The following is a 15,628-nucleotide window of genomic DNA, read 5'->3' as shown; positions in this document are numbered from 1 at the left end:
TCATCGCTCCCTGACCAGGGCCGCGTACGCACCGCCGCGCGCCACCAGTTCCTCGTGCCGACCGCGTTCCACGACCGTGCCGTGCTGGAGCACGACGATCTCGTCGCTGTCGCGCACCGTGCTGAGCCGGTGGGCGATCACCACGCATGCACAGCCGCGTCGGCGCAGGTTGTCCATCACCGTCTGCTCGGTCTCCGCGTCCAGCGCGCTGGTCACCTCGTCCAGCACGAGGACGCTCGGGCGGCGCACCAGCGCCCGGGCGATCTCCAGACGCTGGCGCTGTCCGCCGGAGAAGTTGCGGCCGTCCTGCTCGACCCTGCTGTGGACGCCGCCGGGCCGGCGCAGGACGACGTCGAGGAGCGCGGCGTCCCGGAGCGCGTCGAGGACGGCGTCGTCGGGGATCGACGGGTCCCACAGCGCCACGTTGTCGCGGACCGAGCCCTCGAAGAGGAAGACCTCCTGGTCCACGAAGGAGACGGAGGAGGCCAGCGCCCCGCGCGCGATGTCCTCCAGGCGCCGCCCGTCGATGCGGATCACACCCTCCCAGGGCGTGTACAGGCCCGAGATCAGCCGGGACACCGTCGACTTGCCGCTGCCCGAGCCGCCGACCAGCGCCACCTGCTGCCCCGGCCCCACGGTCAGGTCGAAGCCGCTCAACAGGGGCTTGTCCAGCGGGCTGTAGCCGAAGGCGATGTTCTCCAGCTCGACGTGCCCCCGCAGCCGCCGGGTGGAGTCGGCGCCCGCGCGGCGGTCGTAGAGCGGATCGGAGCGGAAGTTCTCGACGTCCTTCAGCCGGGCCACGTCCGCCGCGAAGTCCTGGATCCGGCCCGCGACGCCGTTCAGCCGGGTCAGCGGGGCGGTGAAGCGGGTGACCAGGGCCTGGAAGGCGACCAGCAGGCCCACCGAGATGTGGCCCTCGATCGCCCGCATGCCGCCGATCCACAGGATCAGCGCGCTGTTCAGCGTGGCGAGGGTCGGCGCGACCACGCCCAGCCAGGCACTCGGCACCCCGAGGCGCTGCTGCTCCTCCAGCGTCGTGGCGTGCTGTCCGGCCCACTTGCGGAAGTAGCCGTCCTCGCCGCCGGTCGCCTTCATCGTCTCGATCAACTGCAGCCCGGTGTAAGCCGTGTTGGTCAGCCGTGCGTTGTCCGCGCGCAGCTTCGCCGTCCGTGTCGCCCGCATGCGGATGACGATCCGCATGGCGACGACGTTGAGCAGCGCCACCCCGATGCCCACGTACGTCAGCTGGGGGTCGTAGGTGTAGAGGAGGAGCGCGTAGAGGACGACCACCACCGCGTCCACCCCGGCCGAGGCGAGGTCGCGGGCCAGGGTCTCGGCGACCGCGTCGTTCGACTGCAGGCGCTGGACCAGGTCGGCCGGACTGCGCTGGGAGAAGAAGGTCACCGGCAGCCGCAGCAGATGGCGCAGGAAACGGGCGCTGGACAGGGTCGAGGAGATGATCCGGCCGTGGTGCAGATTGGCCTGCTGGAGCCAGGTGAGGGCGACCGTGAGCGCCACGCAGGCGCCCATCGACGCGAACAGCACCGTCAGCAGGGACGTTTGGCCGCCGATCAGGAACGTGTCGATGTAGGTCCGGCTGAGCGCCGGCACCGCCGCGCCCACCAGCACCAGCAGCAGGCTCGCCAGCACGGCCGCCGGCATCGTCCCCGCGGTCCCGCGCAGCCGGGCCGGCATCGCGCCCAGCACGCCGGGCCTGCGTCCGCCGCGCTCGAACCCCTCGCCCGGCTCCAGGACCAGCACGACCCCGGTGAAGCTGCCGTCGAAGTCCTCCATCGGCACGAACCGGCGTCCCTTGCCGGGGTCGTTGACGAACACGCCGCGGCGGCCGAAGCGCCGGCCGAGCCCCTCGTAGACGACGTAGTGGTTGAACTCCCAGAAGAGGATCGCAGGCGACTGCACCTGGGCGAGGGCAGCGAGGTCCATCTGCATGCCCTTGGCCGTCAGGCCGTAACCGCGGGCCGCCTTGAGCAGGTTGCTGGCGCGCGAGCCGTCGCGGGAGACGCCGCACGCGATCCGCAGCTCCTCCAGCGGGACGTGCCGGCCGTAGTGGCCGAGGACCATGGCGAGCGAGGCCGCCCCGCACTCCACGGCCTCCATCTGGAGCACGGTGGGCGTACGGACCGTCTTCGCCGAGGACTTGGGGACCGTGCGCCGGGGCGGGGCGGCCCGGCGCCGGCCGCGGGTCTGCTCGGCGGTGCTCACGGCAGCAGCCAGTCGACGGGGCGCTGGTCGGCCAGCCGGATCGAGCCCGTGGCCATGGTCATGGAGGTGAGGGCGTACGGCGGGCCCTGGGCCGAGGACCACTTGTAGCCGCTCTTCGTCGCGGCGGACCTGTCGAGGCGCACCAGCACCGCCACCGGGCGGCCGTCCTCGGTGAACTGCTCGCCCAGCTGGCTGTCGCCGAGGAACGCGGAGATCTGCCGCGCCGACCGGGCGGTGCGGTCCACCGACTTCACATGGCCGCGCAGCACGCCGTACTCCTGGGCGGGCACGGTCTGCACGGTGAGGTCGACGGGCGCGCCGACCGGGACGGAGGCCGCGTTCTGCGCGGGGACGTACACCGTCGCGTACAGCGGGTCGTCGGCCCCGGCCACCTTCTCCACGGCGGCGACGTTCGCGCCGGTGGAGATGATCTGCCCGACGGCGGCGGCGAGCGCGGTGACCCGTCCGGCGGCGACCGTCCGCACCACGGTGTCGCCGTCGGCCGTGCGTACCTTCAGCACGGGGGCGTCGGCGGGCAGTCGCCCGCCCTCCCGCGCGAGCACCGCGGTGACCTGTCCGGCCACCGGGCTCTGCAGGACGTAGCTGCCCTCGCCGTGGGTGAGGACGGCGGGCGCGCTCACCGTGGAGGCGACCGAGCCGGTCACGGCCCACACGGACGCGGCCACGACGACCACCACGGTCACGGTCAGCACCAGCCAGCCCTGAGGGCGCGCGAAACGCACCGGGAGGTCGAGATCCTCCGGTGACTGGAGCTTGGCGAGGGCCTGTTGGCGGAACTGCACGGGACTTCCCCCGGGAGGGTCGGGACGCCGACGAGCCCCGGAGCCGGGTGAGGGCTCCGGGACTCGCAGGGGTCACACGGGGTGCGATCAGAGACCGGCGACCAGGTTGGTGACCGGGGCCGTGCTGAGGCCGGTGACACCCTCGACGGTGCCGACGGCCGTGTTGACCAGGCCGGAGACCGGGGCGATGCCGTCCACCAGGCCGGTGACGGTGCCGACGGCGTTCAGGGACAGACCGCCGGAGACGTTGTCCAGCTCGGCGTCGGAGATCTCGACGGTCTCAACCTGGGGGGTGGAGTTCATGGGGGAACTTCCCTTCACATGGATATCTCATCAGGGGGGAGCGGCCCCCTCTGGGGACAGATGACGGCCGCGACCGCGGGGCCCGGGCTTCCCGTTTCCGGGAGGCCGCTGCGGCCCTGCGATGCGATGGATCAAAGCAGGTCCACGGCCGACGCATCCAATCAATCCCCTGTCCCACCTGGGCACTTGCGTCACAGGAGCGGGAAACCGTGCAGGTGCGCCCACGCCTTGTCGGTCACTTCTTCACACCTCGGGCCGAGATCGCTCGGATGAGCGCCGGGCGCTCTCGCGGCGAATCGGACACTCCTGCCCCTATGGCGCGGCGGCCGCGGCCGAGTTGTGCAGAACCCCCTCTCGCGGTGACCTGGTTGGGCATTCGCTGTGCAGATTCCCTGAAGCGGGGATTCCGGCCCCGATCGTCGACGCGCCGTGTCCGATCGAGTGCATAGGGTCAGTACGGGGAGTGGGTGCGGGGTGGGCGCGAGGGGTGGGGTGCGGGGGCGAGCGCGGGGAGCGGGTGCGGGCGAGGCTCCGGTTCGCGGCCGTCCCCGCCCGCGGAAGGGCGGCCACCGCTCGGATCAGGACATCGCCGTCGTCGTCGCGCGCCGCGGCGGGGCCGGCCGTTTCGTCGCCGTCGATCCGTCCGCACCCCTTTTCGGACCCTCCCGGCCCCGGACTCCCGGACGGCCCGGAGGGCGAGCGCGGCTCCGGCGCCCGCGGTCGCCGCCGTCCCCTCCCGTCGCCCTCGCCGGTCGTCGTCGCCGGTCGTCGTCGCCGGTCGTCGTCGGCCGGGAGGTGACCGCTCCCCGACGGCAGGTCGGCCGCATGCCGTGGCCGATTCAGCGTTGTGCAAAGGAAGTTGGCAAACGCGATTGAACGCCCCGCGCATCGGCTGCGTACTGATGGCCAACCAGGCGCCGCTGTACGGAGCTGCCGAACCCCCGGCAGCCAGACCCCGTCCCCCAGGAGGTCGAGTTTTTTGAGTCACAAGCGAGTTACGAAGCGCAAGGCCATCTTCGCCGCAGGCGGTGTGGCAGCGCTCGGAGCGGCGGCCATCCTGCTTCCCCAGGCCAACGCCTCTCAGGACGGCGGTTCCGGCGACACCGCCTCGGTGAAGACCCTGAAGGCGGGCAACGCCTCGGACCTCGCCTCGCAGTTGCAGAAGATGCTCGGTGACAGCTTCGCCGGCTCCTACTACGACACCGCCGGCAAGCAGCTGGTCGTCAACGTGGCGAACGTCTCCGGTGACCAGGGCAACGTCATCGCGCAGGCGGAGAGGGCGGGCGCCAAGGTCCGTGAAGTGGAGAACAGCGCGGCCGAACTCAAGGCGGCCGCACAGACGCTGAAGACCAGGGCGACCATCGCGGGCACCTCCTGGGCCGTCGACCCGAAGACCAACAAGATCCGCGTCACCGCCGACTCGACGGTCACCGGCGGCAAGTGGAACCGGATCGAGTCGACCGTGAAGAGCCTCGGCTCCGGCATGGCGACGATCCAGAAGTCGGCCGGCGTCCTCAAGCCCCTCGTCTCCGGCGGCGACGCGATATTCGGCGGCGGAGCGCGCTGCTCCCTCGGCTTCAACGTGACGGCGGGCGACGGCTCTCCGGCGTTCCTGACGGCCGGTCACTGCGGGGTCGCGGCCAAGCAGTGGTCCGACACCCAGAACGGCCAGCCCATCGCCACGGTCGACCAGGCGACCTTCCCCGGCGACGGCGACTTCGCGCTTGTGAAGTACGACGACGCGAACACCAAGGCGCCCAGCGACGTCAACACCGGCCAGCAGACCGTCGCGATCAGCCAGGCCGCCGACGCCACGGTCGGCACGCAGGTCTTCCGGATGGGCAGCACCACCGGTCTGCACGACGGCCAGGTCCTCGGCCTCGACGCCACGGTCAACTACCCCGAGGGCACCGTCACGGGCCTCATCCAGACGAACGTCTGCGCCGAGCCCGGTGACAGCGGCGGCTCGCTCTTCACCCAGGACGGCCAGGCCGTCGGCCTGACCTCGGGCGGCAGCGGCGACTGCACCGCGGGCGGCGAGACCTTCTTCCAGCCGGTGACCACCGCGCTGGCCGCGGTCGGCGCGACCCTCGGCGACGGCGGCGCCGGTAACGCCGGTGGTGCGGGCGCGGGTGCCGGTGCCGGTGGCGGTGCCGTGGACGCGAACGGTGACGGCATCGACGACCAGACGGGTGAGCCCGTCCAGGGCGCCGGCGGTGCGGGTGCCGGCGCGGGTGGCGGTGCTGTGGACGCGAACGGTGACGGCATCGACGACCAGACGGGTGAGCCCGTCCAGGGCGCCGGCGGGGCGGCGGGCAACGGCGCCGACGGCGGCCAGAACCAGTCGGGCAGTGGCAACAACCAGTCGGGCGACGGCAGCAACCAGTCCGGCGGCGGTCAGAACCAGTCCGGCAACGGTCAGGCGGACGGCTCGGGTGTGACGGAGTCGCGCTGACACGGAGTCATCCGAACGGTCCGGCCCTCCGACGGGGGCCGGACCGTTCGTGTGCGTGCCCGCCCGCGGCCCGTCATTCGTCCTCCCGCGGCCGCAGCAACAGCAGCGCCACGTCGTCGATCCGTTCCTCCGCCGTCGCGTAGTGCCCCACCAGCTCGTCGGCCAGCTCCTCCAGCGGCCGGTCCCCGGCCGCGCCGAGCCGCCCTCCCAGGTCCGCGACGGCGTCCTCGATGTCCACCCCCGGCCTCTCGATGAGCCCGTCCGTGTAGAGGGCGAGGACACAGCCGCCGCCCAGCTCGACCTCCGTCGTCGGATACGTCGCCGTCCCGTCGATGCCCAGCAGCGGGCCGCCCGCGAGGTCCAGCACGCGCACCCGGCCGTCCGGCCGGCGCAACAGCGGCGGGGGATGGCCGGCCCGGGCCATGACCGCCCGTCCGCGGGCCGGGTCCAGGCGCAGGTACAGACAGCTGGCGAGCAGCTCGGAACCGAGGTCGATCAGCAGCCGGTTGGTGCTGCGCATCACCTCTCCGGGTGCCTGCCCGACCGTCGTGTACGCGCGCACGGCGGTGCGGATCTGCCCCATCAGCCCGGCCGCGGTCACGTTGTGCCCCTGCACGTCCCCGATCACCGCCGCGGGAAGCGGCGCCGAGGGCACCAGGTCGTAGAAGTCGCCGCCTATCTCCATGCCCCGGGTGGCGGGCAGATAGCGGGCGGTCGCCTCCAGGCCGGCCAGGGACGGCAGCGAGGGCGGCAGCAGCGCCGCCTGCAGCCCGTGGGCGAGCTGGTGCTTGACGTCGTACAGCAGGGCCCGGTCCAGAGCCTGGGCGATCAGACCCGCCAGGCTGGCCAGCACCGCACGCTCGTGCGTGGAGAACCGGCGCGCTTCGGCGTAGGCCAGCACACAGGCGCCGACCGGGCGGCCGGAGGCGATCAACGGCAGATAGGCCCAGGCGGCGAAGCCGTCAGGGGAGACGTGCCGCGCCGGATACAGGCGTTCGAGCTGCTCCCGGGAGTCGAAGAACGCCGGGACCCCGTGGGCGACGGCATGCGTGCCCGGGGTCGGGGCGCTGAGCGGCAGTCCGTCGAACCGTTCCACGCTGTGCGGGTCGGGATACCCGTGGTGGCCGAGCACGCGCAGCCGTCCGGCCCGCGTGCCGAGCAGGGCCAGGGCCTGGCAGCCCACCGCGGGCGCGATCTCGTCCGCGATCAGCCCCAGCACGTCCCGCACGCTCACCGTCTCGGTGAGCGCCCCGGCCATGCTCAGCGCCTGCGACATCGACACGAGCCGGGTCGGAGCGTCCCCCGGCCGGGGAGCGGCGGGCCGCATCTCCGACACGGCCCGGGCCCGGCTGATGCGGACGCTGATCCCCGTGGTGCTGGGGTACAGCCGGAACGACAGCCACTCGGAGGGCGGTCGCAGTGCCACGAACGAGGTGGCGTCCTGACTGATCAGCGCGGCCCGGTAACGCTCCTCGTACATGGGGTCGTTGAGCCACGGCACGCTCGCCCACAGCTGCGAGCCGAGCAGTTCGCCCACCGGGACGCCCAGCAGCTCGGACGCGGCGGCGTTGGCGAAGCCCACCCGGCCGCTCAGATCCAGCGAGCACATCCCGTACGGCAGCCTGGCCACCATCCGGGCCGCCTCCAGCGAGCCCAGCGTGTCCGAGACGCCGCCCAGCGGCCCCGCCTCCAGCAGATCCGACTCGGCGAGCACCGCGTGGTTGCGCGCCGCCGCGCGCTCCAGCCGCAGGGCCAGCCGCTCGCAGGCCGACGTCAGCTCCCGGCGCTCGCGGTCGGACAGCTCCGAGGGGTGGGAGCCGGGCCAGGTGAGGAAGACGGCGCCGTACACCCGGGAGGCCGTCGCCACCGGCAGCGCGACCAGCGCGAACGGATACGGCAGCACGACGGCGATCCGCGGATAGCGCCGGGCCATGTCCTCCTGCCCGCCCACCCACACCAGGCGCCGCTCGCGCACCGCCTCGGCCACCGGGATCGGCGCGCTCAGTCCCACCCGCTCCCAGGGCGCGGCGAAGGACCGCGGCAGGCCCGCCATCACCGCCATCTCCAGCACCGGTGCGTCGCCCGGACGCAGGTACACCGCGCCGGAGTGCGCTCCGACGGCGTCCATCATCGACGTCAGCGCCAGTGACAGCAGCGGCCGGCCGACCGGGGCCCATGCGGCGGCCGGCGCCTGGCCGGACGTCTGCTCGGGCACGGCGACCACCTCCTCGCCCGGCGCCGTGCGGGGTCACGCTCAAATCTGCCCCCCGGCGACGCGACGCGCACGGCGAGCGCCGCGTCCGCCGGATGCCCTCTCGTACCCCGTCGGCCCGTTGTCATGCCCCCCGGGTCGAAGCGCGCGGCGATGTGCGCCCGCCCCGCGTGCGCCCCCGCGCACCCCGATGGCCGGATCTTCGCGCTCAGGAACGGTCCGGGAGGCCGAACAATGGGCACGCGCTGAACACCGAGAAACCGTGAGTACGGCTAGTCGAAGGGGCGGCAGTGATCCGGGTACTTCTGGTGCACGACGCATGTCTGGTCAGATCGGTCCTCGCACAGTGGCTCTCCAGGGAGCCGGACCTGCGGGTGGACGACGTCCCGTGGCGCAGCGCGGCCGGGCGTGTCAGGGCGGTGCGGCCGGACGTGTGCGCGGCGGACCTCGACTGCTCCGACACCTACGGCATCCCGCCCCTGGGCGATCTGCGTCCGCGGGGTGTCGGCCTGGCGCCTCCGCGGCTCCTCGTGCTTGCCGGCGCGAACAGGCCGGGCCTGCTGAAACGGGCGCTGGAGGCGGGGGCGCTCGGCTACGTCGACAAGGCCGGCACACCGGAACAACTGCTGCGAGGCATCCGGAGAGTCGCTCAGGGGGAACGTTTCGTCACCGACTCGCTGGGCTTCGGTTTCCTGAAGGCGGCGGAGATGCCGCTGACCCGCCGGGAACTGAGCGTGTTAACCCTCGCCGCCGAGGGCGCCTCCGTCGCGGAGATCGCGGGGAGCCTGCACCTGTCCCACGGGACCGTGCGCAACTACATGGCGGCGATCACCCGCAAGACCGGCGCCCGCAACCGTGTGGACGCCATCCGCATCTCCCAGGGGCAGGGCTGGCTGTGAGCCGGGCCCGGCCTCTCCGGGCTCCCCGGGCTCCCCGGCCTCCCTGGGCTCTCCGGCCTCTCCGGGCTCCCCGGGCTTTGCTGTCTTCCCGGGCTTCCCAGGCTTCCCGGACGTCCGGGACCCCTGAGACCCTCCCGGTTCCCCGGCCTCCCCGCTGCTCTCGGTGTTCCCGCTGCGCTCGGCGTTCTCAGGGGCGTCGGGGTCGTCGGTCTCCTCGGTCGTCCACGAGCCGACGAGGTCGCGGTAGAGGGCGGAGCGGCGCACCATCTCCTCGTGCGTCCCGCACATCGTGCGGGGCCCGTCCATGACCAGCACCCGCCCCGCGCGCCGGGCGGAGCTGACGCGGTGCGCCACGACGACCAGGGTGCCGCCCGGGCGGGCCGCGAACGCCCGCTCGGCGCGCGCCTCCGCCTCCGGGTCCAGGTGGCAGGTCGCCTCGTCCAGCAGGGCCAGCGGGGCGGACGACAGATACGCGCGCGTCAGGGCGATCAGCTGACGCTCGCCCGCCGACAGCGCCGCCGGGTCCACGGCCGCCTCCGGGCCGCCCAGCGCGTGGACCAGGGGAGCCGACCCGACGGCCTCGGCGGCGGCGAGCAGCTCCTTCTCGGGCACGGGGTCCGGCCGCAGGTGCGTGAGGTTCTCGCGGAGGGAACCGCTGAACACGTACGCCTCCTGCGGGATGAGCACGCGCCGGGCGGCGGCCTCGCCTCCCGGCACCGGCCGGCCGCAGATCCGGATCTCCCCGCGCACGGGCTCCAGCAGTCCGGCGACCAGCCCGGTCAGGGTGGACTTCCCGACCCCGCTCGGGCCCACCACGGCCAGGTGGCCCCCGGCGGGCAGCGTGAGCGTGAGGTCGTCGACGACGGGCGCGGACGCAGGGCCGTAGGCGAACGACAGCGCGGTCACGGAGAGGGCGGGGGGTTTGCGCGGCGTGGCCGGGCCCGGGGGGTGCGGGTCCCTGAGGCCCGCGCCGTCGCCCGGCCGGGACGCCGTCGTCCCGCGCGGTGCCAGCCGGCGCAGCACCACCGTCAGACGGGATCCGCTGGTGCCCAGGCCGTGGATGAGGCCGGTCAGGGCCGGGAGCAGGGCCTGGGTGACATAGGCGAGGGCGCCGACCAGCGCACCGGGGGTGACCCCGTGCGCCAGGAACCAGGGGGCGCCGGCCAGCAGCAGCACCAGCGGCAGGTGACCGCCCAGCGCGAGGCACGCCACCCGGGCCACGCCCCAGCGGGCCAGGGCACGCGCCGCCTGCAGCTCGGCGTCGACGAGGACCCCGGTGTCCGCGGCGATCCGGTCCTCCGCGCCGGCCGCCGTGACGTCCCGCAGTCCGGGGCAGACCGTGCCCAGGTCCTCCGCCAGCGCCTCGTCGGCGGCGAGGAACGCCTCCTGCCGCCCGGCCAGCGGACGCAGGGTCGCCGCGAACAGCGCCACCCCCGCGGCGAGCGGAGGCGCGACGGCGAGAAGCAGCGGCGGGGCGAGCGAGCACAGGCCTGCCAGCGCGCCGGCGGACGTGAACACGAACGAGCGCGAGACCATCACCAGCCCCGCGAAGGTGTCCCGGGCGATCTCCACCTGCTGGGTGAGCCCGGACAGCGACCCGCCGTCCGCCTCGCGCACCCCGCGCTCCACCACCCGCACGACCAGCCGGTCCCGCAGCGGTTCCACCAGCGCGGCCACCGCCCCGTAGACCCGCCCGGTCCCGTAGGCGCCCAGCAGCACCCCGAGCGCGGCCGGCACGAGCCATCCGAGTCCCGTCGCCGCCCGACCGGCCAGGAAGCCGTCGTCCAGGGCCCGCGCCAAGGCGTACCCGAGGAGAAAGGTCTGCCCGGACTCCAGCACCGACCAGCCCGCCAGCCGCGTCAGAGCCCGCCGGTGGGCCGTGAGGAACCTCAGCCCCCGCGTCCTGAGCCCCTCCGGACCGTCGCCGCGCCTCATCGCGGCCCCTCGCCCGCCGGGGCCGCGCCGAACACCGCCCGGTAGCCGGGCGTCCGCCACAGCTCCCGGTGCGTCCCCACCGCCCGCACGCGCCCTCCGTCCAGCCAGGCCACCGCGTCGGCGCGGGCGGCCGTGGCGGCGCGGTGGGCCACGACGAGGCGGGTGGCGGTCGTCGTGCTGCCGAACACCACGTCGGTGACCTGGCGCTCGGTGACCGTGTCGAGGCTGGAGAGGGCGTCGTCGAGGATGAGCAGCCGGCCGCCGTGGGCGAACGCGCGTGCCAGGCCCAGACGTTGGGCTTCGCCGCCGGAGTGGGGGGCGTGCGCGCACGGGGTGGCGTAGCCCTGCGGCAGACGGCGGACGAAGTCGTCGGCGCGTGCGGTGCGGGCGGCTTCCCGGACCCGCCTCGCGGACGGGGTTCGGCCCGGCGGTCCGAGGGCGATCGTGGCCTCGACGGTGCCGCCCAGCAGGGCGGGCCGGTCGAAGGCCTGGGCGACCGCCGCGCGCAGTTCGTCCCGGGGGAGCGCGGCCAGCGGCACGCCGTCCAGCAGCACCTCCCCGGCGTCCGGATCGGCGAGCCGGCCGGCCAGCGCGGCCAGCAGCGACTTCCCGGCGCCCGAGCGGCCCACCAGGGCCAGCGTCCGTCCGCCGGGCACGACCAGGTCGACGCCGTCCAGCACCGTGCGCCCGCCCCGCCGGGCGGTGACCCCGCGAAGCTCCAGCCGCCCCGTGCCGTCCGCCGGCAGCCGCCGTTCGCCGTGGGCGGGGACCGGCTGGTCCAGGACCTCGCCCAGGCGGGCGGCGGCGGTCCGGGAGCGGACCAGGCCCGAGAGCCGCCCGACCAGCACCCCGACGCCGGTCGCGAGCACCGCGTAACGCGACGCGGCGAGGACGTCGCCCGCCGACAGCCGGTGCCGGGTGAGCAGCACGCCCGCGACGGCGACGACCCCGAGGTGCAGCAGCGGCGCCACGGCGACCGCCTGCGCGGCGGCCCGGCCCTGGACCCGCCACATGCGCAGTCCCGCGCGGGACAGCTCGGGCAGCGGACGCAGGACGCGGGCGGTGTCCCGGTCGGCCGTGCCCGCGGCGCGGATCGTGCGGGCCCCGGCGACCGCCTCCGCGAGCGCGGCCGCGATCCGTCCCTGCGACCGCTGGTAGTCCGCCACGCAGGCCGAGGTGTCGCGGGCGAGGGTGCGCAGCAGGAGGGTGAGGACCGGCGCCCCGGCCAGGAAGACGGCCGCGAGCCACGGGTCCACGAGGGCCAGTGCCACCACGGCGCCGAGGGGCCCGGCGAGCGCGGCCAGCAGCGCGGCGCGGGCGCCGGGCGCCGTGCCGGCCTGGGCCGCGTTGCCGACGATGCGTGCCACCAGGTCCCCGGCGCCGAAGCGGTCGGCGGCGCGCGGGCCCACGGCCAGGACATGGCGGGTGACGCGGCGGCGCAGAAAGGCTGCGGTCCGGGCGTCCAGGGTGCCGGCGAGCACGGTCTCACAGGCGTCCAGCAGGGTGAGCAGCGCGACGAGGGCGGCGCAGTACAGCACCCAGCGGGCCGCCGGGGCGTGGGCGATCAGCAGGTCGAGGGTCCGGCCCAGGGCGGCGGGCAGCAGCAGGCCGGCGCCCGTCGCCGTCACGCTCACCAGACACAGGGCCACGCAGCGTCCGGCGCTGTGCCGGGTGGCCGCGCCCAGCAGTTCACCGGTCGTCCGGTCCATCGGCATCCTGCTCCCGCGCTTCCTTCGAGGTTCCGGGGGCGGCCGGACCCCGGGCGGCCCTCTCCCTGAGGAGCGGACCGCCCGGGGCCTTCAGCACGACGTGCGGGTCACAGGCAGAGAATGACGCTCGCCGCGCTGACACAGGACAGCAGGCTGACGGTGCTGTTGCCGCCGCCGCCGTTGTACTCGTCGGATTCCATCGTCTGCAGGTCGAGAAGGGCCATGGTGTGTCCTTTCGTCGGTTGGATGTCTCGTCCCGTGGGGACGGGTTGCGTCACGGCCGCGCCGGTGTGGCGCGACCGCGTATCAGGGCCGCCGGTGCGGCGGCGGAAGGAACGGCAGATGGGCGTCGGCGCCCGTGCCGTCGGGTGCGAGGGCGGCGGCCAGGGCGAGCAGACAGCCCGCGGTGCCGGTGCCGAGGTCCATGGACAGCCGCATCATCTGGTGTCCGGGGAAGGCGAGTTGGCCCTGGTAGGGCATCGAGAACCAGCCCAGCGCGTCGATCTGCTCGTCGAGCCGGGCGCGTGTCGCGCCTTCGGCGGTGGTCCGGGCCAGGTGCAGGATCATCCCGGCGCGGCCCTGGAAGAGGCCGGGCTGTGCGTAGAAACGGGACGTGGCGGCGGTCAGCACACCGGCCCTGGCCCGTTCGAACTGCCCGCCCGGGTCCGGGAGATGGACCAGCCCGTCGTCGAGCACCGCTCCGACGCCCACGCTGCCGTCCCCGAGGTAGGGCAGCGTGCGCCATCCCTCGTCGACCTCCAGCGAACCCCCCTCGCGCTGCACGCAGGCCGCCAGGTCCCGGCGCAGGGCGACGTCCGCCGCCGTCAGCAGCGCGCGGTCGCCGGTCGCCTCGTACTGGCGCAGCAGGAACAGCGCGGGCCCGCTGGCTCCCCGCAGCAGCCCCGCCCGCCGCCGGGGCGCGTCCGGCACGGGTTCGGCCAGTCGCCGTACGACGATGTCGGCGGCCTCGGCGGCCCGCGCGCGCAGCTCCGGCTCGCCCGTCCGGCGCGCCAGGTCGGCGAGGACGAGGCCCAGTCCGGCCAGCCCCCCGTGCAGGTCCGAGGACAGGTTCTGCCACCGCTCGCGCAGGATGCCGTCGACCAGGTCGAGCGCGCGCTGCCGGTGACCGAGCAGGTCCAGCACGTGGGCGACGCCGGCCAGGCCGTCGTAGAGCCCGAGCGGGGTGCCCGTCGGGGGCGGGGCGGTGCGGTCCAGAAGCCAGCGCTCGCCCTCGTCGTGGCGTTCGGCGCCGGTGGCCCTGAGCGCGTACAGCACCCCGGCCGCGCCGTGCGCCAGGCCCAGCCCGCCGCCGTCGGAGAACTGGGCGACGTCTCCGGGGTAGAGCCGGTCGTCGCGCTCCGGGGTGGCCGAGGCGAGGATCGCCTTGACCATCGAGTCACGGCTGTGCGGCCAGTCGGCGGGTTCCACCCGCAAGGCGGGCGCCGAGGCCACGCGCGCGGAGCGCGGCGACCTCACGGGCGCGCCCTCGTGCGGCTCCGGCGCCGCCTCGCCGACGTTTCGGGTGATCTCCGCGACCGCCTCGTCGAGGAACGCGCCCGGCACGTCGGGGAACTGCTCGGCGATCACCTCGGCCAGATGGGCCGCCTTGCCCCGGTCGACCACGAACAGCGTGGTGACGGGCAGGAACAGGGCGAGCCGTAAGCACGCCAGCGCGTACCGGTCGACGTCGGCGCCCCGGCGGTCGGGCGGGGCGAAGAAGCCCGGGTGCGCCACGACCTGGCGGCCGTTCTCCTCGGCCGGGGCGGCCGCCTCGAAGTCGATCAGATGCACCGACTCCTCGTCGGGCGCGACCATGATGTTGAAGACGTGCAGGTCGTTGAAGACGATCCCGCGCGCGTGCACCCGCTCCACCGCCTGCTCCACCGCCCGGTGGATGCGCACGGCCCACGCGGTGTACGCGGCGACGGCCGCCGGATCCGGGTCCGGGGACAGCAGCGGGTGCCGCTCGGCGAAGAACGAGTTCAGCGGTCGTCCCGGGACGAGGTCCATCACCAGGAAGCGGTGGTCGCCGAGCAGGAACCAGTCGCGCACCTCAGGCACCACCCCGGTGCCGGACACCGCCTCCAGCGCCCGCTTCTCGCGCTCCAGCCGGACGATCGCGTCCGCCCCGTCCGAGGCCAGCCCCGCGTGCGGTCTGCCCTCCTTCAGCACCACCTTGCGCCCGTCGCGGGTGTCGGTTCCCGCGTACACCCCGCCGCCGTTGGAGAAGTGCAGCGCCTTCTCGATGCGGTACGGCAGTTCGCCCACCGTGGTGGTGTTGCGGGCCGCCAGGTGCGGCTCCAGGAACGCCGGCAGCGTCACCCACGGCGGCACCTGGAAGGACGGCGCCCGCCGGTCCGGCACCAGGTTCCCGCCGCCGTCGCGGACCGCCGGCGCCAGCGAGCCCCGGTCGTCCACGACGAACATCCGCGCGAACGCGCCGTAGCGGACGTAGAGCGGGCCCTCGTGCCAGCGCAGGTCGGTGAGGATGTAAGGACCCTCGAAGCCCTCCAGCGAAGCGCCCAGTTCGCGCAGGACCGTGTGCAGCTGCTCCTCGTCCGCCGGGTAGACGGTGACGAACTTGCCGCTCGTGTCGCGGCCCGCGTACTTGGTGTTGCGCAGATGCAGCAGGTGCGGCCCCGGGACGAACTTGAAGGGGACACGGTGCGCGACGCAGTAGTCCCACACGATCGCGGCGATCCGCTCCGCGTTCGCCCGGGTGGCCGAGGCGTGGATCTTCCACCCCTGGGCCGGCCCCGGCGCCGGGGACCCGTCCGCGTCCAGCGGCGTCAGCGTCAGCCAGTCGCCGATCCGCGCCGACGTCCAGCCCTCGGGGACCGGCCGGCGCGCCGTGTCGTACAGCGGAGCGGGCCCGGCCCCGCCGGCGTTCAGCCGGTCGGGCGTCTCGTAGAAGTGCGTGTCCGCCAGCGCGTACACCTCGTACCGCTTGTCCATGCGTCCCCCTCCGTCGGCCCGCCAAGAGCCTCGCAAGCCGCGCGGGGACGCGGACAGTCACGCCTGTCACGAGCTCACCGTGCGAAACGCACGCGTCAACACCTGTTCGGGTTCGTTCGACGGAGGTCCCTGCG

General features: G+C 74.4%; 9 protein-coding genes and 1 pseudogene. 2 read left to right on the top strand and 8 right to left on the bottom strand.

From position 1 onward, the window contains the following. The 3 genes from IE239_RS26000 to IE239_RS25990 all read right to left on the bottom strand — a co-directional run bounded on the left by IE239_RS26000 (position 1) and on the right by IE239_RS25990 (position 3,329). Entirely contained in the window at positions 1-2,223 is a 2,223-nt protein-coding gene (locus IE239_RS26000) for an NHLP family bacteriocin export ABC transporter peptidase/permease/ATPase subunit (RefSeq protein WP_190151810.1), read from the bottom strand. Beyond that, a complete protein-coding gene (locus tag IE239_RS25995; RefSeq protein WP_190151809.1) occupies positions 2,220-3,026 on the bottom strand; it encodes an HlyD family efflux transporter periplasmic adaptor subunit in 807 nt (268 codons plus the stop codon). The genes IE239_RS26000 and IE239_RS25995 overlap by 4 nt, the downstream gene beginning before the upstream one ends. 87 nt (positions 3,027-3,113) lie before the next feature. Further along, positions 3,114-3,329 carry a type A2 lantipeptide gene (locus IE239_RS25990; RefSeq protein ID WP_190151808.1) on the bottom strand — a complete coding sequence of 72 codons (216 nt, stop codon included), beginning with the start codon at positions 3,327-3,329 and terminating at the stop codon, positions 3,114-3,116. A 979-nt stretch (positions 3,330-4,308) separates the two neighbouring features. Here IE239_RS25990 and IE239_RS25985 point away from each other — a divergent pair. Then, positions 4,309-5,784 (top strand): S1 family peptidase, encoded by a 1,476-nt coding sequence (locus IE239_RS25985; RefSeq protein WP_190151807.1) that lies wholly within the window; start codon positions 4,309-4,311, stop codon positions 5,782-5,784. Between the two features lie 73 nt (positions 5,785-5,857). On the opposite strand, the gene IE239_RS25980 is transcribed toward IE239_RS25985, so the two are convergent. Then, complete coding sequence (locus IE239_RS25980) at positions 5,858-8,008, bottom strand: SpoIIE family protein phosphatase (RefSeq protein WP_190151806.1); 2,151 nt, start codon at positions 8,006-8,008, stop codon at positions 5,858-5,860. Between the two features lie 278 nt (positions 8,009-8,286). On the opposite strand from IE239_RS25980, the gene IE239_RS25975 reads away from it, so the two are divergent. Further along, entirely contained in the window at positions 8,287-8,895 is a 609-nt protein-coding gene (locus IE239_RS25975) for a response regulator transcription factor (protein WP_190151805.1), read from the top strand. A 489-nt stretch (positions 8,896-9,384) separates the two neighbouring features. Here IE239_RS25975 and IE239_RS43320 read toward each other — a convergent pair. From IE239_RS43320 to lanKC, 4 genes and pseudogenes are all read right to left on the bottom strand, one after another. Continuing rightward, positions 9,385-10,431: pseudogene (locus IE239_RS43320) on the bottom strand (ATP-binding cassette domain-containing protein); the annotation flags it as partial. A 395-nt stretch (positions 10,432-10,826) separates the two neighbouring features. Next, a complete protein-coding gene (locus tag IE239_RS25965) occupies positions 10,827-12,545 on the bottom strand; it encodes an ATP-binding cassette domain-containing protein (protein WP_190151804.1) in 1,719 nt (572 codons plus the stop codon). A gap of 101 nt (positions 12,546-12,646) precedes the next feature. Beyond that, on the bottom strand, positions 12,647-12,763 hold the full coding sequence (locus IE239_RS25960; RefSeq protein WP_190151803.1) for a SapB/AmfS family lanthipeptide: 117 nt from the start codon (positions 12,761-12,763) through the stop codon (positions 12,647-12,649). Positions 12,764-12,845: 82 nt separating this feature from the next. Continuing rightward, positions 12,846-15,494, bottom strand: coding sequence for a class III lanthionine synthetase LanKC (lanKC, locus tag IE239_RS25955; protein ID WP_190151802.1), 2,649 nt, complete (start codon positions 15,492-15,494; stop codon positions 12,846-12,848). Positions 15,495-15,628: the final 134 nt, after the last annotated feature.

This window comes from Streptomyces humidus (assembly GCF_014649655.1).
Lineage (GTDB): Bacteria > Actinomycetota > Actinomycetes > Streptomycetales > Streptomycetaceae > Streptomyces > Streptomyces humidus.
The sequence above is the reverse complement of the archived record's forward strand: the minus strand, read 5'-3'. Positions and strand labels throughout refer to the sequence as shown.